This is a genomic window from Sphingomonas desiccabilis, assembly GCF_004135605.1.
GTDB classification, from domain to species: domain Bacteria; phylum Pseudomonadota; class Alphaproteobacteria; order Sphingomonadales; family Sphingomonadaceae; genus Sphingomonas; species Sphingomonas desiccabilis.
This window is the reverse complement of record NZ_SDPT01000002.1, coordinates 54,595-75,017: the sequence shown is the minus strand read 5'-3', so window position 1 is coordinate 75,017 and position 20,423 is coordinate 54,595. Positions and strand designations below refer to the sequence as shown.

General features: G+C 70.6%; 20 protein-coding genes. 12 read left to right on the top strand and 8 right to left on the bottom strand.

The genetic code is table 11. The features are described 5' to 3' along the window. Positions 1-13: 13 nt before the first annotated feature. The gene (gene gltB / locus EO081_RS08545; protein WP_240697613.1) at positions 14-4,561 is read left to right on the top strand and encodes a glutamate synthase large subunit; all 4,548 of its coding nucleotides are present in this window, start codon (positions 14-16) and stop codon (positions 4,559-4,561) included. 71 nt (positions 4,562-4,632) lie between these two features. Here gltB and EO081_RS08540 read toward each other — a convergent pair whose 3' ends face one another. Then, the gene (locus EO081_RS08540) at positions 4,633-5,031 is read right to left on the bottom strand and encodes a RidA family protein (protein WP_129341555.1); all 399 of its coding nucleotides are present in this window, start codon (positions 5,029-5,031) and stop codon (positions 4,633-4,635) included. Positions 5,032-5,182: 151 nt separating this feature from the next. Between EO081_RS08540 and EO081_RS08535 the strand changes: the two genes are divergently transcribed. Beyond that, positions 5,183-5,779 carry a TetR/AcrR family transcriptional regulator gene (locus EO081_RS08535; RefSeq protein ID WP_240697612.1) on the top strand — a complete coding sequence of 199 codons (597 nt, stop codon included), beginning with the start codon at positions 5,183-5,185 and terminating at the stop codon, positions 5,777-5,779. 8 nt (positions 5,780-5,787) lie between these two features. On the opposite strand, the gene EO081_RS08530 is transcribed toward EO081_RS08535, so the two are convergent. Then, positions 5,788-6,369, bottom strand: a complete 582-nt coding sequence (locus tag EO081_RS08530) for a TlpA family protein disulfide reductase (RefSeq protein ID WP_240697611.1) — start codon at positions 6,367-6,369, stop codon at positions 5,788-5,790. A gap of 16 nt (positions 6,370-6,385) precedes the next feature. Here EO081_RS08530 and argH point away from each other — a divergent pair, with 16 nt between their 5' ends. From argH to EO081_RS08505, 5 genes are read left to right on the top strand one after another with little or no spacing between them, the layout of a single operon-like run. Then, complete coding sequence (gene argH, locus EO081_RS08525) at positions 6,386-7,765, top strand: argininosuccinate lyase (RefSeq protein ID WP_129341553.1); 1,380 nt, start codon at positions 6,386-6,388, stop codon at positions 7,763-7,765. After that, on the top strand, positions 7,762-8,007 hold the full coding sequence (locus EO081_RS08520; protein WP_129341552.1) for a hypothetical protein: 246 nt from the start codon (positions 7,762-7,764) through the stop codon (positions 8,005-8,007). Before argH ends, EO081_RS08520 begins: the two co-directional genes overlap by 4 nt. 12 nt (positions 8,008-8,019) lie before the next feature. Continuing rightward, positions 8,020-9,282: a diaminopimelate decarboxylase gene (lysA, locus tag EO081_RS08515; RefSeq protein ID WP_129341551.1), complete on the top strand. Its 1,263-nt coding sequence runs from the start codon at positions 8,020-8,022 to the stop codon at positions 9,280-9,282. A gap of 1 nt (position 9,283) precedes the next feature. Then, positions 9,284-10,048, top strand: a complete 765-nt coding sequence (locus tag EO081_RS08510; RefSeq protein ID WP_129341550.1) for a precorrin-2 dehydrogenase/sirohydrochlorin ferrochelatase family protein — start codon at positions 9,284-9,286, stop codon at positions 10,046-10,048. Further along, positions 10,045-10,998 (top strand): CorA family divalent cation transporter, encoded by a 954-nt coding sequence (locus EO081_RS08505; protein WP_129341549.1) that lies wholly within the window; start codon positions 10,045-10,047, stop codon positions 10,996-10,998. Before EO081_RS08510 ends, EO081_RS08505 begins: the two co-directional genes overlap by 4 nt. A gap of 13 nt (positions 10,999-11,011) precedes the next feature. Here the strand turns inward: EO081_RS08505 and EO081_RS08500 are convergent, their stop codons facing one another. The 3 genes from EO081_RS08500 to EO081_RS08490 all read right to left on the bottom strand — a co-directional run bounded on the left by EO081_RS08500 (position 11,012) and on the right by EO081_RS08490 (position 12,482). After that, positions 11,012-11,674 carry a hypothetical protein gene (locus tag EO081_RS08500; protein ID WP_129341548.1) on the bottom strand — a complete coding sequence of 221 codons (663 nt, stop codon included), beginning with the start codon at positions 11,672-11,674 and terminating at the stop codon, positions 11,012-11,014. 153 nt (positions 11,675-11,827) lie between these two features. Then, positions 11,828-12,169, bottom strand: a complete 342-nt coding sequence (locus EO081_RS08495) for a hypothetical protein (protein ID WP_129341547.1) — start codon at positions 12,167-12,169, stop codon at positions 11,828-11,830. A gap of 28 nt (positions 12,170-12,197) precedes the next feature. Then, a complete protein-coding gene (locus tag EO081_RS08490) occupies positions 12,198-12,482 on the bottom strand; it encodes a hypothetical protein (protein ID WP_129341546.1) in 285 nt (94 codons plus the stop codon). A gap of 405 nt (positions 12,483-12,887) precedes the next feature. Between EO081_RS08490 and EO081_RS08485 the strand changes: the two genes are divergently transcribed. Together EO081_RS08485 and EO081_RS08480 are read left to right on the top strand one after the other, a co-directional pair. Next, positions 12,888-13,061: a DUF465 domain-containing protein gene (locus tag EO081_RS08485; protein WP_129341545.1), complete on the top strand. Its 174-nt coding sequence runs from the start codon at positions 12,888-12,890 to the stop codon at positions 13,059-13,061. A 99-nt stretch (positions 13,062-13,160) separates the two neighbouring features. Beyond that, positions 13,161-13,604: a hypothetical protein gene (locus EO081_RS08480; RefSeq protein WP_129341544.1), complete on the top strand. Its 444-nt coding sequence runs from the start codon at positions 13,161-13,163 to the stop codon at positions 13,602-13,604. 51 nt (positions 13,605-13,655) lie between these two features. Here EO081_RS08480 and EO081_RS08475 read toward each other — a convergent pair whose 3' ends face one another. Further along, on the bottom strand, positions 13,656-14,882 hold the full coding sequence (locus EO081_RS08475) for a Gfo/Idh/MocA family protein (RefSeq protein ID WP_129341543.1): 1,227 nt from the start codon (positions 14,880-14,882) through the stop codon (positions 13,656-13,658). A gap of 79 nt (positions 14,883-14,961) precedes the next feature. Beyond that, positions 14,962-15,501 (bottom strand): NADPH-dependent FMN reductase, encoded by a 540-nt coding sequence (locus tag EO081_RS08470; protein ID WP_129341542.1) that lies wholly within the window; start codon positions 15,499-15,501, stop codon positions 14,962-14,964. A 120-nt stretch (positions 15,502-15,621) separates the two neighbouring features. On the opposite strand from EO081_RS08470, the gene EO081_RS08465 reads away from it, so the two are divergent. The 3 genes from EO081_RS08465 to EO081_RS08455 all read left to right on the top strand — a co-directional run bounded on the left by EO081_RS08465 (position 15,622) and on the right by EO081_RS08455 (position 17,599). After that, a complete protein-coding gene (locus EO081_RS08465) occupies positions 15,622-15,831 on the top strand; it encodes a ParD-like family protein (RefSeq protein ID WP_129341541.1) in 210 nt (69 codons plus the stop codon). Between the two features lies 1 nt (position 15,832). After that, complete coding sequence (map, locus tag EO081_RS08460) at positions 15,833-16,603, top strand: type I methionyl aminopeptidase (protein WP_129341540.1); 771 nt, start codon at positions 15,833-15,835, stop codon at positions 16,601-16,603. A gap of 69 nt (positions 16,604-16,672) precedes the next feature. Continuing rightward, the gene (locus tag EO081_RS08455; RefSeq protein ID WP_165284569.1) at positions 16,673-17,599 is read left to right on the top strand and encodes a retropepsin-like aspartic protease; all 927 of its coding nucleotides are present in this window, start codon (positions 16,673-16,675) and stop codon (positions 17,597-17,599) included. Positions 17,600-17,618: 19 nt separating this feature from the next. On the opposite strand, the gene EO081_RS16820 is transcribed toward EO081_RS08455, so the two are convergent. Further along, complete coding sequence (locus EO081_RS16820; RefSeq protein WP_165284567.1) at positions 17,619-20,393, bottom strand: TonB-dependent receptor; 2,775 nt, start codon at positions 20,391-20,393, stop codon at positions 17,619-17,621. Positions 20,394-20,423 lie beyond the last annotated feature (30 nt).

Below are 20,423 nucleotides of genomic sequence, written 5' to 3'. Positions count from 1 at the left end.
AGAGGATTTCCCGATGTCCGCCACCCCCACCCTGCAGTCGGAGCGCGAACGCCTCGCCCGCGAAGGCATGTACCGCCCCGAGTTCGAGAGCGACGCGTGCGGCGTCGGCCTGGTCGCCGCCACCGACGGCACCAGCTCGCGCCGCGTCGTCCAGTCGGCGATCGATGCCCTGCGCGCGGTGTGGCACCGCGGCGCGGTCGACGCCGACGGCAAGACCGGCGACGGCGCCGGCCTGCACGTCGATCTCCCCACTCGCTTCTTCGAGGATGCGGTCGCGGTCGCGGGCCACCGCATGCGCCCGAACCGGCTGGCGGTCGGCATGATCTTCCTGCCGCGTACCGATCTCGGCGCGCAGGAGACCTGCCGCACGATCGTCGAGAGCGAGATCATCGACGCCGGCTACACCATCTACGGCTGGCGCCAGGTGCCGGTCGACGTGTCCGTCATCGGCCTGAAGGCCCAGGCTACCCGCCCCGAGATCGAGCAGATCATGATCGCCGGGCCGATGCCCGATGCGGTCGATGCGGCCGAGTTCGAGAAGAACCTCTATCTGGTGCGCCGCCGGATCGAGAAGCGCGTGATCGCAGCCCAGATCAGCGGCTTCTACATCTGCTCGCTGTCGTGCCGCTCGATCATCTACAAGGGGCTGTTCCTCGCGGAATCGCTGTCCGACTTCTACCCGGACCTGAAGGACGACCGGTTCGAGAGCCGCGTCGCGATCTTCCACCAGCGCTATTCCACCAACACCTTCCCGCAATGGTGGCTTGCCCAGCCGTTCCGCTGCCTCGCCCACAACGGCGAGGTCAACACGATCCGCGGCAACAAGAACTGGATGCTCAGCCACGAGATCAAGATGGCGAGCCTGGCGTTCGGCGAACGCTCGGAGGACATCAAGCCGGTGATCCCGGCCGGCGCCTCCGACACCGCCGCGCTGGACGCCGTGTTCGAGGCGATCTGCCGCTCCGGCCGCGACGCGCCCACCGCCAAGCTGATGCTGGTGCCCGAGGCGTGGCAGGAGAATGAGGACCTGCCTGCCCCTCACCTCGCCATGTACGAATATCTCGCCTCGGTGATGGAGCCGTGGGACGGGCCGGCGGCGCTGGCGATGACCGACGGCCGCTGGGCGGTCGCGGGCATGGACCGCAATGCGCTCCGCCCCCTGCGCTACACCCAGACCAACGACGGCCTGCTGATCGTCGGCTCCGAAGCCGGCATGGTCGTGGTGCCGGAGGCGACGGTGCTCGCCAAGGGTCGGCTGGGCCCGGGGCAGATGATCGCCGTCGACCTGCACGAAGGCCGCGTCTTCGACGATCGCACGATCAAGGACCAGCTCGCGGGCGAGGCCGATTATGCGGCCATGATCCAGAACTTCCTGACCATCGACGACCTCGCCCCCGTCGCCGGCGAGCAGCTGCCCCGCTACGACCGCGCCGAGCTCGCGCGCCGCCAGGTCGCCGCCGGCCAGACGCTGGAGGACATGGAGCTGATCCTGTCGCCGATGGTCGAGGGCGGCAAGGAAGCGATCGGCTCGATGGGCGACGACACGCCGCTTGCCGTCATCTCGGACAAGCCGCGCCTGGTCAGCCAGTTCTTCCGCCAGAACTTCAGCCAGGTGACCAACCCGCCGATCGACCCCTTGCGCGAGCGCCACGTCATGTCGCTGCGCACGCGGTTCGGCAATTTCTCCAACATCCTCGACACCCGCGGCCGCCCCAACGCGGTGCTGGTGCTCGAAAGCCCGGTCCTCACCAGCGAGGACTGGCTGCGGCTCAAGCGCTATTTCGGCGCCCAGTCGGCGGAGATCGACTGCACCTTCGAGGCCGGCGACGACCATGAAGTGCTGCGCGCCGCCATCCAGCGCATCCGCCAGGAGGCCGAGCAGGCCGTGCGCGAAGGCCGCAGCGAGCTGTTCCTGACCGACGAGAACGTCGGCCCCGATCGCGTCGCCATCCCCGGCGTGCTCGCGGCCGCCGCGGTCCACACCCATCTCGTCCGCCGCGGCCTGCGCGCCTATGCATCGGTCAACGTCCGCACCGCCGAGTGCCTCGACACCCATTATTATGCGGTGCTGGTCGGCGTCGGCGCGACCACGGTGAACGCCTATCTGGCCGAAGCCGCGATTGCCGACCGCCACGCCCGCGGCCTGTTCGGCGACATGACTCTCGACCAGTGCCTGGGCCAACACCGCCATGCGGTGAACGAGGGCCTGCTCAAGATCCTGTCGAAGATGGGAATCGCGGTGATCTCCAGCTATCGCGGCGGCTATAACTTCGAGGCGGTCGGCCTTTCGCGCGCGCTGGTCAACGATCTCTTCCCGGGCATGCCGGCAAAGATCTCCGGCGAGGGCTATCACTCGCTCCACTACAGCGCGATGCTCAAGCACCAGGCGGCGTTCGACCGCGGCGTCGCCACGCTGCCGATCGGCGGCTTCTACCGCCAGCGCGACGGCGGCGAGACCCACGCCTATTCCGCCCAGCTGATGCACCTGCTGCAGTCGGCCGTCGCCCGCGACAGCTTCTCGACCTACATGCAGTTCTCGCGCGGTGTGCGCGACCTGCCGCCGGTCTATCTGCGCGACCTGCTCGAGTTCAACTATCCCGACGAGGGGATCGCGATCGAGCGGGTCGAGGCGATCACCGAGATCCGCAAGCGCTTCGTCACCCCCGGCATGTCGCTCGGCGCGCTGAGCCCCGAGGCGCACGAGACGCTGGCGATCGCGATGAACCGCATCGGCGCCAAGGCGGTGTCGGGCGAGGGTGGCGAGGACAAGGCGCGCTACCAGCCGTATGAGAATGGCGACAACGCCAACTCGACCATCAAGCAGATCGCGTCGGGCCGCTTCGGCGTGACGGCCGAATATCTCAACGCCTGCGACGAGATCGAGATCAAGGTGGCCCAGGGCGCCAAGCCCGGCGAGGGCGGCCAGCTGCCCGGCTTCAAGGTGACCGAGTTCATCGCCAAGCTGCGCCACGCGACGCCGGGCGTCACGCTGATCTCGCCGCCCCCGCACCACGACATCTATTCGATCGAGGATCTCGCGCAGCTCATCTACGACTGCAAGCAGATCAACCCGCGCGCCCGCGTCTGCGTGAAGCTCGTCTCCTCGGCAGGCATCGGCACGGTCGCGGCCGGCGTGGCTAAGGCGCACGCCGACGTCATCCTGGTCTCCGGCCATGTCGGCGGCACCGGCGCCTCCCCGCAGACGTCGATCAAGTACGCCGGCACGCCTTGGGAAATGGGCCTGTCGGAGGTGAACCAGACGCTCACCCTCAATGGCCTGCGCGGGCGCGTCACGCTGCGCACCGACGGCGGCCTCAAGACCGGGCGCGACATCGTCATCGCCGCGATCCTGGGCGCCGAGGAGTTCGGCATCGGCACGCTTTCGCTGGTGGCGATGGGCTGCATCATGGTGCGCCAGTGCCATTCGAACACCTGCCCCGTCGGCGTGTGCGTCCAGGACGAGAAGCTGCGCGCCAAGTTCACCGGCTCGCCCGAAAAGGTCATCAACCTGATGACCTTCATCGCCGAGGAAGTGCGTGAGATCCTGGCCCGCCTCGGCGTCTCCAGCCTCGACGAAGTGATCGGCCGCACCGAGCTGCTCCGCCAGGTCAGCCGCGGTGCCGAGCATCTCGACGACCTCGACCTGAACCCCGTGCTGGCCAAGGTCGATGCGACCGATGCGGAGCGCCGCTTCTCGCTCAACACCTTCCGCAACGAGGTGCCCGACAGCCTCGACGCGCAGATGATCAAGGACGCGGCTGCCGTCTTCTCGCGCGGCGAAAAGATGCAGCTGACCTATTCGGTGCGGAACACGCACCGCGCGGTCGGCACGCGCCTGTCGAGCGAGATCACCCGCACCTTCGGCATGTCCAAGCTATCTGACGGCCACGTCACCATCCGCCTGCGCGGCACCGCCGGCCAGTCGCTCGGCGCCTTCCTGTGCAAGGGGATCACCCTGGAAGTGTTCGGCGACGCCAACGACTATGTCGGCAAGGGCCTGTCGGGCGGCGTCATCGTCGTGCGCCCGATGGTGAGCTCGCGGCTGGTCAGCCAGCACAACACCATCGTCGGCAACACCGTGCTCTATGGCGCGACCTCGGGCCGGCTGTTCGCCGCCGGCCAGGCGGGCGAGCGCTTCGCGGTGCGCAACTCGGGTGCCACGGTGGTGGTCGAGGGCTGCGGCGCCAACGGCTGCGAGTACATGACCGGCGGCGTCGCGGTGGTGCTGGGCGACACCGGCACCAACTTCGGCGCGGGCATGACCGGCGGCATGGCCTTCGTCTACGACGCCGAGGACCGCTTCCCCCGCCACGCCAATCCGGAGAGCATCGTCTGGCAGCGCCTCGACTCCGCGCATTGGGAGGGCATGCTGCGCGACCTGGTCGAGCAGCACCACCGCGCCACCGACAGCCGCTGGTCCGGCGAGATCCTGGAAGACTGGGATCGCAGCCGCACCCGCTTCTGGCAGGTGGTGCCCAAGGAAATGCTCACCCGCCTGGCGCAGCCGCTGTCGGATACGCCGGCCGAGGCATCGCAAGAAGCGATGGTCGCTGCGGAATAACCAAACCCCCGGTCCGGCTTCCCGCCGGACCGGGGTTCTTTTGCGGCTAGGCTGACGCCCCGCCTCGCTAATCAGCTGTTCTTGGGGATTCGGGCGACCACCTTGATCTCGAAGTCGAAGCCCGCGAGCCAGGTGACGCCGATCGCCGTCCAGGTCGGATAGGGCGCGGCCCCGAAAATCTCGCTCTTCACCGCCATGATCGTCTCGAACTGCTGCTCTGGATCGGTGTGGAAGGTCATGATGTCGATTACGTCGTCGAACCCGCACCCACCCGCGCGCAGTGTCGCTTCCAGATTGGCGAACGCCCGCCGCACCTGCGCCTCGAAATCCGGATCGGGCGAGCCGTCGTCGCGGCTGCCAACCTGACCCGACACGAACAGGAGGTCGTCGGAGCGGATCGCCGCCGAATAGCCGTGCGCCTCGTACAGCGCGTGCCGGTTGGGAGGAAAGACTGCGTCACGCTTGGCCATGTCATCATCTCCTTCGTCGTGCCGGCACGCCCGTGTGATCCGCGTACTGGACATTGGGAGCTTGCAGGATCATCTGCATACGCAGCGTATGTGAACACGCACGCGGCGCATGTCAACTCAGATACGTCACGTATGTGAAAGGAATAGTGTCTTGGCCGCAAAGCGCCGTGCCGAAACCATGGAGGAAAATCGCGCCAAGCTGATCGGCGCGGCGCGACGGGCGTTTGCGGCATCCGGGTTCGCCGGGGCGTCGATGGACGAGCTCACCGCAGAGGTCGGCCTGACCCGCGGTGCCCTCTACCATGGCTTCGGCGACAAGAAGGGGTTGCTCGCCGCTGTGGTCGCGCAGGTCGATGGCGAGATGGCTGCGCGCGCGCAGCGCGCCGGAGCTGCCGCGGCCAACGAGTGGGAAGGGCTGCTCGCCGAAGGCGCCGCCTATATTGAAATGGCGCTCGATCCGGAGGTGCGGCGGATCGTCCTGCTCGACGGACCGGCCTTCCTGGGCGACCCTGCGACATGGCCGAGCCAGAATGCGTGCCTGAGTATCACCATGGAGGCCGTAGCGAGGCTGATTGCTGAGGGCGTCATGCAGCCGGTCGATGTCGAAGCCGCGTCCCGCCTGTTGAGCGGCGCGGCCTTCAACGCCGCGCTATGGGTGGCCGCGAGCGAAAACCCTCAGGTCACCCTGCCCAAGGCGGTTGCCGCCTTCCGGCTCATGGCTCAAGGATTGCTGGCGAAGCGCGACTGAACCTGAAATCAGGCTCCCGCTTCGCCCAGCAACGCCCGCGCATCGGCGCCGGTCCACTCCATCGCGCCCTGCACCCGCCACAGCTCCTTGCCCGCGGCATCGTACAGGACCGTCGTCGGCAGGTTCGCGTTCAGCCCCGTCGACAGCCCCAGCTTGGGATCGGCATAGGCGGCCAGGTTCTTCCAGCCGTGCTTGGCCAGGAACGGCGCCGCTGCCTTGCCGCCCTCCAGGTCCTGGCTCACCGCCACCACCTTCAGCGTACCCTCGCCCGCCAGCGCGTCGAGCGTCGGCATCTCCTGGATGCAGGGCGCGCACCAGGTCGCCCACAGGTTCACCAGCACCGGCTTGCCGCGGAACGCCGCAAGACTGGTGGGCTTGGCGTCCGGACCCTCGAACGTCACCTCCGGCGCCGCCTCGCCCTTGTGGCTGCGGTCCACCGTACCGGCCGGCGCAGGCGCCCCGCCGCCGCCGGGCGCGGCAACGTCGGGAACGGTGCCCGCTTCGTCTTGCCGGGCCGGGTCGTGTCGCCTATCGCAAGCGCCGGTCAGCAGCAGCGTTGTGGCAAGGAGAAGCGCGATTACCGAGCGCAAGGCAGGCTCCAATTCGATGTGGGGCGGGCGCTTCGCCGAGGGTCCCTCGGCTGTGATGCGGGAGATAAATGCCTCCATCCCATTCGACAAGCGAATGTGGCAGCAGGACATCGCCGGATCGCAGGCCCACGCCGCGATGCTCGCCGCGCAGGGCATCCTGACGGCGGAGGACGCCGCCGCGATCCGCAGCGGCCTGGACGGCGTTGCTGAGCTTTATGCCCGCGACGGCGTGGCGGAGGACCTCGCGCTCGAGGACATCCACATGCAGACCGAGGCGCGGCTGGCCGAGGCGATCGGCCCCGCCGCCGGCCGCCTCCACACCGCGCGCTCCCGCAACGACCAGGTCGCGACCGACTTCCGCCTGTGGGTGCGCGACGCGATCGACTCGGTCGATGCCGCCCTGGGCCAGCTCCAGGACGCGCTGATCGCGCGCGCCGACGAGCATGCCGATACGGTGATGCCGGGATTCACCCATCTCCAGGTCGCCCAGCCGGTGACGCTAGGCCATCACCTGATGGCCTATCATGCGATGGTCGCGCGCGACCGCGGCCGCTTCGCCGATGCCCGCGCGCGGCTCAACCGCTGCCCGCTCGGCGCCGCAGCACTCGCCGGCACCGGCTTCCCGATCGATCGCGAGACAACCGCCCGCGCGCTCGGCTTCGACGGCCCCACCGACAATTCGCTCGACTCGGTGTCCGACCGCGACTTCGCGATCGAGTATCTCACCGCCGCCGTGCAGGCGTCCCTGCACCTCTCGCGCATGGCCGAGGAATTCGTGCTGTGGGCGTCGCAGCCGTTCGGCTTCGTCTCCCTGTCCGACGCCTGGTCGACCGGCTCGTCGATCATGCCGCAGAAGCGCAATCCCGACGCCGCCGAGCTGGTGCGCGGCCATTCGGGGCGCATCCTGGGCTGCATGACCGCGCTGATGGTCACCATGAAGGGCCTGCCGCTCGCCTATTCGAAGGACATGCAGGACGACAAGCCGCCCGTGTTCGAGGCGACCGACCTGCTCGCCCTGTCGATCGCGGCGATGACCGGCATGGTCGAGAGCGCGACCTTCCGCCCCGCCCGCATGCGCGCCGCTTTGGAGGCCGGCTTCCCGACCGCGACCGACCTCGCCGACTGGCTGGTGCGCGAAGCCGGGCTGCCGTTCCGCGAGGCGCACCACGTCACCGGCCGCACGGTGAAGCTCGCCGAGGAGCGCGGCATCGCGCTCGACGCGCTGCCGCTCGCCGATCTCCAGGCGATCGACCCGCGCATCACTGAAAGCGTCTATGATGTGCTGACCGTCGACGCGTCGGTGCGCAGCCGCACCAGCTTCGGCGGCACCGCGCCCGATCGCGTGCGCGCCGCCGTCGCCGCGGCCCGCGCCGCCCGTGCAAAGGAAGTCGCATGACCCGTCGTCCGCTGCTGCTCGCCGCCCTTGGCCTCGCGCTCGCCGGCTGCGGCGCGCGGCGCGACCTGCGGCCTGCCGAGGGCGAGGCGCTGCCGCCGCCGCCCTATGGCGCCACCGCGACCCCCACGCCCGGCGACCTGCTGACGCCAACCACCCAGCAGCGCCCCACCCGCAGCGACGAGCTGCTGCGCGAGTCGACGGAACGCCAGGACGATCCGTTCGACATCCCGCCCCGCAACTGAGCCCCTGAACCCATGGACAATTTCCAGCTGCGCGACGGCGCGCTCCATGCCGAGGACGTGCCGCTGGCAGCGATCGCCGACGCGGTGGGCACCCCCGTCTACGTCTATTCGACCGCGACCCTCGCCCGCCACGTCGCCGTGTTCCGCGAGGCGCTTGCCGGCCTCGACGATCCGCTGATCGCGTTCGCGGTCAAGGCAAATCCCAATGGCGCGGTGCTCGCGACCCTCGCCCGCGCCGGCCTCGGCGCCGACGTCGTCTCGGGCGGCGAGCTCGCACGCGCGCTCCACGCCGGCGTACGCCCGCAGGACATCGTCTTCTCCGGCGTCGGCAAGACGGCGGAGGAAATGGCGCAGGCGCTCGACGCCGGCATCGGCCAGTTCAACGTCGAGTCCGAACCCGAGCTCGACATGCTCTCCGCCGTCGCGACGGCACGCGGCGTCACCGCCCCGGTCGCGATCCGCGTCAACCCGGACGTGCTCGCCGGCACCCATTCGAAGATCTCGACCGGCGGCGCCGACAACAAGTTCGGCATCCCCTATGACCGCGCACTCGCCGCCTTCGCCCATGTCGCGGCGCTGCCGGGGCTGGAGGTGCGCGGCGTCGCCGTCCACATCGGCAGCCAGCTGACCGACCTCGGCCCGTTGGAGGCCGCCTTCGGCCGCGTCGGCGCGCTGATCGCCGAACTGCGCGCCGCCGGCCACCGCATCGCCACCGCCGATCTCGGCGGCGGCCTCGGCGTCCCCTACGACCCGGCCAAGCCCGCGCCCCCTTCGCCCGCCGCCTATGGCGAGATGGTCCGCCGCGCCACCGCCGGATGGGACGCGCGCCTGATCTTCGAGCCCGGCCGCCTGATCGTCGCCAATGCGGGCGTGCTGGTGTCGCGCGTGATCCGCGTGAAGCAGGGCGCCAACGCGCCGTTCGTGATCGTCGATGCGGCCATGAACGACCTGCTGCGCCCCAGCCTCTACGACGCCTATCACGCGATCGAGGCGGTCGAGCCGACCGGCCGGCGCGAGACCGTCAACGTCGTCGGCCCGGTGTGCGAGACTGGCGACACCTTCGCCACCGCCCGCACCATGGACCAGGTCGCGGCCGGCGACCTCGTCGCCTTCCGAACCGCCGGCGCCTATGCCGCGTCCATGTCGAGCACCTACAACTCGCGCGCGCTCACGCCCGAGGTGCTGGTCTCCGGCGATCGCTTCGCCGTGGTCCGCGAGCGCCCGTCGATCCGCTCGATGGTAGAGGCGGACGTGCTGCCGGACTGGCTCGCCTGACATGATCGGCCTGCCGGTCCTGCTGCGGCTCGCCGGCAGGCCGGTGATCCTGAAGGGCACCGGCCCCGCCGCCGAGGCCAAGCGCCGCCTGCTCGAACGCGCCGGGGCGCAGGTGATCGAGGATCATCCCGACGCGCGCCTCGCCGTCGTCGCCCTCGCCGACGAGGCCGAGGCGCATGCCGCCATCGCCGCGCTGCGCGCCCGCGGCATCCTGGTCAACGCCGTCGACCGGCCCGAGCTCTGCGACTTCACCCTGCCGGCGATCGTCGACCGCGATCCGCTGCTGGTCGCCGTCGCCACCGGCGGCATCTCCGCCGGCCTCGCCGCCGCCGTCCGCCAGCGGCTGGAGACGCTGCTTCCCGCCGGCCTCGGCCGCCTCGCCGAGCAGCTCCACGCGGCCCGGTCGGCCCTGCGCCAGCGCTTTCCCGACGGCGACGCCCGCCGCCGCGCGCTCGGCACGGCGCTTTCCGCAGGGGGCGCGCTCGACCCGCTGCTCGCCCACGACGACGATGCCGTCGCCCGCTGGCTCGACACCGCCGACGCGCCGCCGTCCGAAACCGTCCGCATCGCCCTGCGCTCGCCCGACCCCGACGAGCTCACCCTGCGCGAGGCCCGCCTGCTGGCGCGTGCCGACCGGCTGGTCCACGCCCCCGACGTGCCCGCCGCGATCCTCGACCGCGCCCGCGCCGATGCCGATCGCATCCTCGGCGACACGCCCCCGCCCGACGCTCCGGGCCTCACGATCCTGCTGGAGATGCTGCGGTGAACGGCTTTGCGATGCAGGTGAAGGACGGCGCCGCCCGGGCGGTGCCGCTGGAGGACGCCCTCACCGCAGACGGCGCGCTGGTGTGGATCCACCTCCATGGCGAGGAATCGGCGCTGCGCCCCTGGCTGGAGGGCGTCGCCGGCCTCCCCGCCTATGTCGTCGACCCGCTGGTGGCGGTCGAGACCCGCCCACGCTGCACCGCGTTGGAGAACGGCGCCTTCGTCAACCTGCGCGGCCTATCGCCCGACGAGCTCGCCACCTCCGATCCGCTCGCCTCGGTGCGCCTCTATGCCGCCGCCGGCCGCGTCTTTTCGGTCACCCGCCACCGCCTCACCGCCATGCCCGCGGTGCGCGAAGAGGTCGAGCAGGCCCATGTCGCCGATCCCGGCGACCTCATCGTCGCCTTTGCCGAGGAGATCACCGGCGAGCTCGACCCGCTCGTCGCCGAGTTGGGCGATACCCTGGACGACTGCGAGGAAGGATTGAGCGCCGACCGCGTGTTCGAGCTGCGCCGCGTCGTCAGCCGCACCCGCATCCAGGCGATCGGCTACCGCCGTTTCCTGGCGCCCCAGCGCGCCGCGCTCGAAAAGCTCTCGGCGCTGCCCGGCGACTGGCTGGGCGCCGACGATCGCCTCCACCTCGCCGCCGCCGCCGACCAGGCCGCGCGCATGGCGGAAGAGCTGGAGGCGATCCGCGAGCGGGCCGCGCTGATCCACGAGACGCTGACCGATCTTCGCGCCGAACAGATCGACCAGCGCTCGCTCCAGATCGCGATCGTCGCGATGGTGTTCCTGCCGCTAACCTTTCTCACCGGCCTGCTCGGCATGAACGTCGAGGGCATTCCCTTTGCCCACGCCCCTTGGGCGTTTGCCGGCGTCATCGGCGTGTGCATCCTGCTCGCCGTCGCCATCACCGGCTGGTTCGTCCACCGCCACTGGCTCAACCGCTAGGGCGCAGCCGTCCTTAGCCCGCGCCTGCCGGTGCCCGGTTCGCCTCGACGATGCGATAGGATGCCGTCGCCAGGATCGCCCGCAGCCCGGCACGGTTGAAGCGCGCCGTCTGGCCCTTCGCCACGCACGCCTCCACCGTCGGCGCGAGGGTGCGGATCGCCGTCGCTTCCGCGTCGCTCGCGGCCGGCGTCGCGAACAGCGCCGCGACCTCGCGCGGGGCCGTGCGCGCCACGCAATGCGCGATCAGGTCGGTCTCGCCCACCGCCTTCACCGCCGTCTTGCTCGGATCATAGGCAAGCGCCTCGGCCAGGTCGTCGGTATGCGACAGCAGCCCTTCGGCAAGCGCGCCCGCGAACAGCACCGGCGCGAACCGGCCGTGCTTGCCGGGCACGCAGCTGGTGTTGGACAGCGCGATCTTCTTAAGCGCCTGCTGATATTGCGGCGTGGTATAGTCCATCTGCAGCAGCGCCGCCGCCTTGGCGGGCACGCGGCGCGCCGCACAGCGCCCGAACGCTTGCATCTCCACCAGCGAGGCAGGGTCGCTCGCGGTCCGATCCCGCGCCGCCCGTCCCGACTCGCCCGGCCGGGTCGGTGATGCCGATGCAAACACCGGGTCGCTCCCCTGTGGGACTTGGGTCTGCCCCAGCAGCAGCGCGGCGATCACGGCCGCGATCACAGCACCCCTCCCCGTTCCGCCGACTCACCTGCCTTTGCGATGCTGACGTGCATTCGGCCGCCTCCCTCAAAGCGCGGCGTTCCTGCGCATGGCGCAGCAACGCCTTCTCGGCAAAGCTGATCGGAAACCCCGCCCGGCGCAAGCAGGATCGGCCTAGCGCCGCGTTCCGCGCCCAAGCTGAGCCGCCAGCGCCGAAACTGCCGCCGCCGGCAGCGCCAGCACAGCCAGGATCAGCACCCCGGCGGCCCATAGCCCGCTGCCCTCCCCATTGCCGATCCACACCACCGGCAGCTGGGCGAAGGTGACCAGCACGCCCGCCAGCCACCCCCGCTTCCGCCAGAACCATCCGGCAACCGCCGACAGCGCAAGCGACGCGGGAACCCACCATCGCCAATAGGCCTCCGCGTCCCAGGGCTCGCGCACGCCCGCCAGCCGGCACGCGACCAGCCAGCAGAGCGCGCTTGCGAGGAACAGCAGCATCGCCTTCAGCGGCACCGGCGATCCTCGCACGACGGACGCGGGGCTATGCCGCCGGGAACAGCGCCAGCGCCAGGAGCACCGGCACCCCGATCAGCAGGATCATCAGCACCAGGCTCAGCTCGCCCGGCTCCTCGCGCACAGGGGCGGCGCGGTACGACGCCAGCGCTTCCTGGCGCCCCGCGTCGGGATCCTCCATCTCCAGGTGGAAGGTGTTGGAAAAGAAATGCTCCGGCCGCATCACCAGCTCGCGCGGTGCGGGCTCGGCGTGGATCTGCGACGCGTCGGCCACCGGCCGGCGCGCCGGTGCCATCGAAACTGCTCGGGTCATGACAGGGGTTCCGCTTACTCGAGAACCGGGCGCGCAGGGCGCGTCCCGTAGATCGGATCGAATAAGTCCCGGGCCCGGGCGGCACGCCGCCGAACCCGGGCTACGCGCGCGCGGCGAGTTGGCCGGCGTGGTCGCGGAAGCGCTGATATGTCGCGTGGGCGGACATGGGCGAAGGGTGATGCCGTCGACCGGCTTTGTCAACCAGACCGACTTTGTTACACAAACCTGGCTTGACCGCGGCGCACCGCGCCCTAGCTTGAGGGTGCGGGCCGGGCCCCTCTGGCGCTCCTCCTTCGGGAAGAACGTGATGTCGGACCGCATCGGGTGATCTCGATGTTGGCCTGGCGTCCCGCCCCCTCCCATCGCCGATCATCCGATCTTTCAATCTCGGATTGGAGAGAGGCTTTGAACACCTTCGTCTACAGACTGACCCAGCTGCACCAGCGGCTCGACGAGCAGATCCGCGCCGAAACGAAGCGGCGCGCCCCCGACACGCTGAACCTGCTGCGGCTGAAACGGCTGCGCCTGCGCGTGAAGGATCGGCTGCACGCCATGAGCCGCCGGCCGCAGCCCGCCTGATCGGGCCCGCCGCACCCTCCCGGCCGGCGGCCCGCGGGCGACGGCATCCGCCAGCGCCCGCCCCCCGGCCCTCCTTTCAGACGATCGGGAAGTCTCATCATGTCTACAGCGTTCGGAGCGATGCTCCTAGCCGCCGCCGCCACCGCCACCCCGGGGGGCGCGCATCAGGTCACCGTCCAGCACCCCTCCGGCCCCGTCCACGCCGACTATCGCGGCACGGTTCGGGTCGAGCACCGCCAGCTGGGCACCGTCGCCCCGGGCGGGCGCCCCTCGACGCTGCGCTGCGCCTGGGCCGCGCACCTTTCGGTCGATCGCGCCGCCACGCGGGGGCAGGACGCCTCCTTCTCGCGCAGCTTCGTCCGCAACGACGTGGCGAGCGGCAGCCGCCCGGGCTGGTGCAGCACCAATCGCGACGCGATCGCGCGCGACGTCGCCGCACGGATGGGCGACACCGGCCGCCACCTCGCGCTAGCAGCGGGCGAGGACCGGCCCGTCCTCCATGCCGAGCTGGACCGGCTGCCCCCGCGACGGTCCGACAGCTGATCCCGGCGCGGCACCGGGCCGCCGGCAGAACTCGGCGGCCCGGCCGTCCGGTCAGCCCCGCATGCGTCCGTCCGGCGCCAGCCTCACCGTCTGGCCGCGCTCGGCCGAGGCGTAGATCGCCTCCATCAGGCGGAGGTCCCGCAGCCCCATTTCCCCCGGCGTCCGGATCGGCGAGCCGGTGCGGATCGCGTCGGTGAAATGGTCGAGCTGCCCTGCGAACTGCACCTCCGGATCGCCCGGCGAGAATGCGCGCGCGTCGCGCCCCTCGGTCCACATCTTCTGGCCCGAATAGCTGGTCGCCGGGTCCATCTTCAGCACGCCCTCGGTGCCGCGCACCTCGGCGAAGTTGATGCCCGCTGAGTCGTAGGAGGTCACCAGCTGCGCCACCGCCCCCGACGGGAAGCGCCATTGCGACGACACATGCGCCAGGATCTCGGCAAAGCGCGGGTCGCCTGCGGGGCGGAAGGTGGTGGCGCTGATGCTCTCCGGCATCTCGCCGGTCAGGTAGAGCGCCGACTGGAGGCCGTAGATGCCGTAATCCTCCAGCGGCCCGCCGCCCGCCAGCGCCCGGCTCGTCCGCCAGTTCTCGCTCGGGCGCGTCGGCCCCATGCGATAGGATTGCTCGGTGCGCAGCAGCCGGATGGTGCCCACCGCCTTTTGCCGCATCAGCCGCATCGCCTCGACGTTGTACGGCTCGAAATGCGATCGATAGGCGATCATGAGCTTGCGGCCGGCGCGCTTGCCCGCCGCGATCATCCGCTCGCAGTCGGCGCTCGAAAGCGCCATCGGCTTCTCGCACAGCACATGCTTGCCCGCGGCAAAGGCGCGGATCACCCATTCCGCATGCAGCCCGGTCGGCAGCACGACATAGACCGCCTCGATCCGCTTGTCGGCAGCGATCCTGTCGAAGGTTTCGTAGGAATGGCGCGCGTCGGCGGGCACGCCATAGGCGTCGCCCACCTGGCGCAGCTTCTCCGGGTTGCCCGAGACGATCGCCGCGACATGCGCCCGCTTCGCCTGGGGAAAGCGCGGCATCATCTGGTTGAGCGCATAGCCGCCCAGCCCCACGATCGCGAAGCCGACGCTGTCGGCGGCCCTGCGCGCCGGCGGCGTGGCGGGGAGCTTCGCCCCGTCCGGCAGCGGCTGTCCCGCCAGCCGTGCGCCGCCGCCGCCCTGGACCAGCGTGGTCGCCGGACCGGCGGCCGCGACCAGCGAGGCAGCGGCCACGCCTCCCCCGGCCTGGAGCAACCCTCTTCGCGTCACCACGCTTTCCACCATCGCCTGTCTCCTTGTCGGGAACTGCTGTGTCGGTACGTCCTGCCTTGCGAATGTCGTTCCGGTGCCGCCGGGCGCTGCCTCAGCCGCGCCCCACGAAGCCCATGATCTGCCGCACCATGGTCGCGATCTGCGGCTCGGCCTCCAGGATCGCATTAGCGCTCGCCAGCGTGTTGATCGCAACCCCCATCGGCGTCGGCCAGCCGCGCAGCGCGTGCGCCACCGTGCGCAGCGTGCCCAGCGTCGCCACCGCCGCCTGCCAGCCCGCCGCCGTCGCGATGATCCCCACCGGCAGACCGTCGAAATAGACGCGCTCGTCGCCGCGCATCAGCTCGACATGGTCGAGGGCGTTCTTGACCAGCCCCGACAGCGTGCCGTGGTATCCCGGCGATCCGATCACGATCCCGTCCGCGTCGCGCAGCGTCGCCAGGAACGCCGCGATCACGGGATTCTCCAGCGCGCTCTCCGGCTCGTAGTTGGGAAAGTCGATCGCGGCCCCGGTCAGCAAGGTGGTGCGCGCGCCATGGCTCTCGGCCTGGGCGAGCGCGATCTCCAGCGCGCGGGCGGTGCCCGAGCTGGCGCGGAGCGTTCCGCCGATGGCGACGATGTGCGGCTGCTTCATGGTCCCGGCGCTACCGCAAAGCCGCAGCGCATGCCAGCGCACGCGACTGCCCTGCGGTTGACTCGAGGATATACGGTCCATATACGCTTCGCTTACTCCCCGCCTGCACAAGGACCCCCGATGGGCATCGTGAAGATCGACGACCACCTCCATGCGGAGGTGCGCCGCGCCAGCACCGTGATGTGCCGCTCGATCAACGCCCAGGCCGAGTTCTGGATGAAGATCGGCATGCTCGCCGAGGCCAATCCCACCCTCTCCTTCAGCGACATCGTCAAGGCGGAGCTTGCCGCCGCCGCCGCCCTGCCGCCCACCCACGCCGCGGCCGCCTGAGATGGTGAAGACGCCCGAAGAACTCGCGCTGATGCGCATTGCGGGCAGGCTGCTCGCCTCGGTGTTCGAGATGCTCGACCGCCAGGACCTCGCCGGCATGTCGACCCTCCAGGTCAACGACCTGGTCGAACGCTTCATCACCGACGACTGCGCCGCACGCCCGGCCAGCAAGGGCCAGTACGGCTTCCAGTACGTCCTCAACTGCTCGATTAACGAGGTGGTCTGCCACGGCGTGCCGAGCGCGCAGGACATTATCCGCGACGGCGACATCATCAACCTCGACATCACGCTGGAGAAGAACGGCTTCATCGCCGATTCCAGCAAGACCTACATGGTCGGTACCGTCAATCCGGCCGCCCGCCGGCTGGTGCGCGTCGCGCAGGAGGCGATGTGGGAGGGGATCCGCCAGGTCCGCCCCGGCGGAAACCTGGGCGACATCGGCGCCGCGATTGAGCGCCATGCCAAGAAGAACGGCTATTCGGTCGTGCGCGAATATTGCGGCCACGGCATCGGCCGCGAGATGCACGAGGAACCCTCCGTCCTCAACCACGGTCGCCCCGGCACCGGCCCCAAGCTGCGCGAAGGCATGACCTTCACCGTCGAGCCGATGCTCAACCAGGGCAGCCGCCGCGTCGCCACCGCCGAGGACGGCTGGACCGTCGTCACCCAGGACGGCCGGCTCTCCGCCCAGTTCGAGCATACGGTCGCGGTGACGCGCACCGGCGTCGAGGTGCTGACGCTGCGCACCGACGAGGCGCCGGCCCGCCGCTGAACCCGCCCCCCTAGCGATCGCTTGCGATCCGTCCCGAACGGGCGCAGCCTCGCTGCCATGTGGAGGAGGATGCTGGCCGTTGCGGCGCTGGTAGCCGCCCCTGCGCTCGCGCAGCAGGTCGCCCCCGGCCCGACCGGGGTGATCGCGCCCGAGGAGGTGGTCGACGAACTCGCGATCACCGAGGCGGATCTGCGCATGACCGTTCCCGTGTCGGTCGCGGGAAGCACGCCCTGGCCCTTTGTCATCGACACCGGCTCCGAACGCACCGTGATCGCCGCAGAGCTCGCCCGGCGTCTCGCGCTCGCGCCGGGACCGGTGCGCCGCGTGACGACGATGGCAGGCACCGCCCCGGCGTCGACCGCGCTGGTGCCCGAGCTGCGCGTCGGCACGCTCGCGATCAAGGGCATCGAGGCGCCGGTGTTCCTGCGGGCGAACCTCGGCGCGGTGGGCATGCTCGGCATCGACGCGCTGCAGGGACACAAGGTCGAGATCGATTTCGACCGGGAGACGATGACGCTCCTCCCCTCACGCCGGCGCCGTCCCCCGCGGCCGCAGCCGGACGAGATCGTCGTGGTCGCCAAGTCGCTCTACGGCCAGTTGATCGTCACCGACGCGCACTGGCGCGGGCGCCGGATCGCGGTGGTGCTCGACACCGGCTCGTCGCTCACGGTCGGCAATCCGGCACTGCTGGCGCTCGGCCGCCGGCCCCCGCCCCTGCTCGGCCAGGTGACGATGATCGCGGTCACCGGCGCGGCCATTCCCGCCAACAGCTACCGGCTCGACCGGGTCGAGATCGGCGGCGTCACCTTCGAGGGCGTCCCCGTCGTGATCGCCGACGTCGCCCCCTTCCACCGCTTCGGCCTCACCGACCGGCCGGCGCTGCTGCTCGGCATGGACGCGCTGCGCCTGTTCCGCGCGGTCGACATCGATTTCGCCAATCGCGCGATCGTCCTCAGGCTCCCGCGCGCCGCCCGGATGGGCGCCACCGGCCGCTGACGCCGGCCGGCGCCCGCGCTCAGAAGAACAGCTTGCGCACGCTGATCCGCACCGTCCGGCCCAGCGGGTCGAGGAACCCGCCCTGGTAGCTCAGCGGGATCACGCCCTGCGCATCGCGCACTTCCTGGCGCTGGTCGAAGATGTTGTCGACCGACAGCGTCACCCGCGTGCCGCGCAGCCACGGGTGATCGCGCACCAGTGCAGGCTGCTGGCCCAGGTTCGCGAACAGCCGCAGGTTGGCGGTCGCGAGCGAGCCGAAGCGCAGCCGGTCGTTGCCGGTCGCCCCGCCGTTGACCTCGGTGGCGCTCTGCCAGTTCGCGCTGACGCGCGCCCCCAGCCCGTTGACGACATAGCCGCCCTGCAGCTGGATCTGGTGGCGTGCCTGCCCGCCGCGGCTGCCGGAGGCAGAGCCGTTCAGCAGGTCCAGCTCGGGCAGCCCCTCGCGGATCAGGATCGAGTTCTCGAACTGCCAGGTGTGATAGGCCGCGAACTGCAGGCGTCCGCCCGCGCCGCCGCCGCCACGGCCGCCCCCGCGACCGCCCCAGCCGCCGCCGCCCGGCCCGCGACCCGCACCCGGGCCGCCTTCGCCGCGCGGCCCGCGCGGCGGCGCGGTGCCCGCCGCCTCCGCCGCCTCGCGCTCGGCACGCCGCGCCTCGCGCGCCGCCTCTTCCTGCCGCTGCCGCTCGGTCACGATCGGCTTGGAGAAGTTGAAGCCCCAGCGCAGCTGGCTGCGCTTGGAACGGGCGAAGTTCACCGGCCGCGTATCGACGCGCAGCAGCGTGCCGTCCTCGCCCCGCTCGAAGCGGTCCGGGAACGCCGCCTCGATCTCGGCCGTCGCCGCCGGGAAGCTCGACACCGGGTTCTTGATCCGGCTCGACACGTAATCCGCGGTCAGCGTCAGGTCGGTGTCGCGGATCGGGCGCAGGTTCAGCCCGGCCTTGAACACGCGCCGGCTGTCGCCCTCCAGGTTCGGGTTGCCGCCCTCCAGCTGGGTCACGTCCACCGTCTCGCCGCGCACATAGTCGAAGATGCGCACGTTCGGCGTCACCAGCACCGGATTGCCCAGCTGCTGCGGCGTCGGCGCGCCTTCCTCGTGCGTCACCGACACCAGCAAGCGCACGGGCTCGGCCGGCTGCCAGTTGAGGCCATAGCCCAGCGTCGTCTGCGACCCGAAGTCGGACAGCTGCTCCACCTCGGCATTGCCGTTCAGCGACAGGTTGCCCAGGAACGCCAGCACGTCGCGCGATCGGCTCGCGATCGGCAGGTCGATGTTGCCGCGCGCGGTTCCGCTGTCGCGGCCTATGTCGACGGACTGGGCGATGCCGGCGCGCAGCGAATCGCTCTGAAGGTCGGTGGTGTTGCCGATCACGCGGAAGCTCGCCGCCGCCGGGCCGGCCGGCATCTCGAACAAGGTGCCGGCCGCCAGCGCGTCGATCGCCGCCACCTGATTGACCGACTTCGCCCGGTCGACGGTGCGGGCATAGAGGTCGAGCGGCCCGAACGGGCTCGCGGTCGGATCGCCCGCATCGATCGCATCCTGAAGATCGGTCGTGTCCAGCCCGCGCTCGGTGAAGGTGCGGGACTCGTCGCGCTGGTAGCTGGTGTTGAGCGACCAGCGCCACCGCCCGATGTCGCCGTTGAAGGCGGCGGTGGCGTTGCCCGACCAGCTGCGGTTGCTGCGCTCCAGCGGATCCACGTCCGCATAGCGATAGAGGGTGGTGTCGTTCGCGAAGGGCGAGAAGGGGCTTCCGGCCGGCAGGTTCAGCGTGACTCCCGGCAGTCCCGACAGCGCATGGCTTTCGCTCCGCTCCAGCCGCACCGTTCCGGTCGCCGCGACATTGCCGAAGATGCTGGTGCTGTAGACCGCATTCGCCGCCACCCGGTCGCTCGACGGCTGGAGCGTGCGGAAGGGCGTGGTGTCGGTGACGTTGAGGACGCCGGCGGTGCCCGCATAGTCGGCGAGCCCCGGATTGGCGATCCCGGCCGGCACGCCCGCCTCGGTCACGGGCCCTCCGACCAGCGCGCTCAGCGCCGGATCGATCTCCCGGGGTTCATCACGCGGAACTTCGATCCGTGGGTCGAGAGTGATGTTGCCGGCAAGGTCAAAGGGTCGTCGCGCGCTGGTGCTGGGCGTGATGTCGCGCTCGCTCTCCAGCAGCTTCGAAACGGCCTCGGCTTCCAGGTTGACGTTCAGCCGGCCCGCGTCGTTGATCCGGGTGAGCCCTGCCTCCGCCTGGAACTGGTTGCTGCCGCCGCCGGTCGGGATGCGGTCGGTCAGCTCGCCCGTGATGCTGCGGAAGCGCGGCCGCAGCACGAAGTTCACTACCCGCTGGTCGGCGCGGAAGCCGAACTTGAGCGCCGCTTCCTCCGGCAGGATGTCGACGCGCAGGATCGCCTCGGTCGGCAGGTCGCGGATTTCCTGGAAGCCCGCGGTGCGCCTGCCGTTCACCAGCACCACCGGCGCGCCGTTGCCGTCGCGCCCGCGGCCGCTGCCGGTCTGCGGCGCCAGCTCGTCGAGCAGCTCGGCGACCGAGCTCACGCCATAGGAACGGATGTCGGCGGGCGACAGCTGGATCTCGGGCGGGATGTCGCCCGGCACCGTCCCCGGCGGCGTACGCCCGGTGACCACGATCTCCGTGCCTTCGGTCTCTTCCTCCACCACCTCGGGCGGGCCGGAATCGCCGGGGTCCTCCGGCGTCGTCGTCTGGGCCGGCACCGGGTCCGTTTGCGCGGCTGCGAGCGCAGGACTGGCCACACCCAGCAGCAACCATGCTGCCGTCGACAAAGGACGCATTCGTATCTCCCACCCGCGCGACGCCCGCGC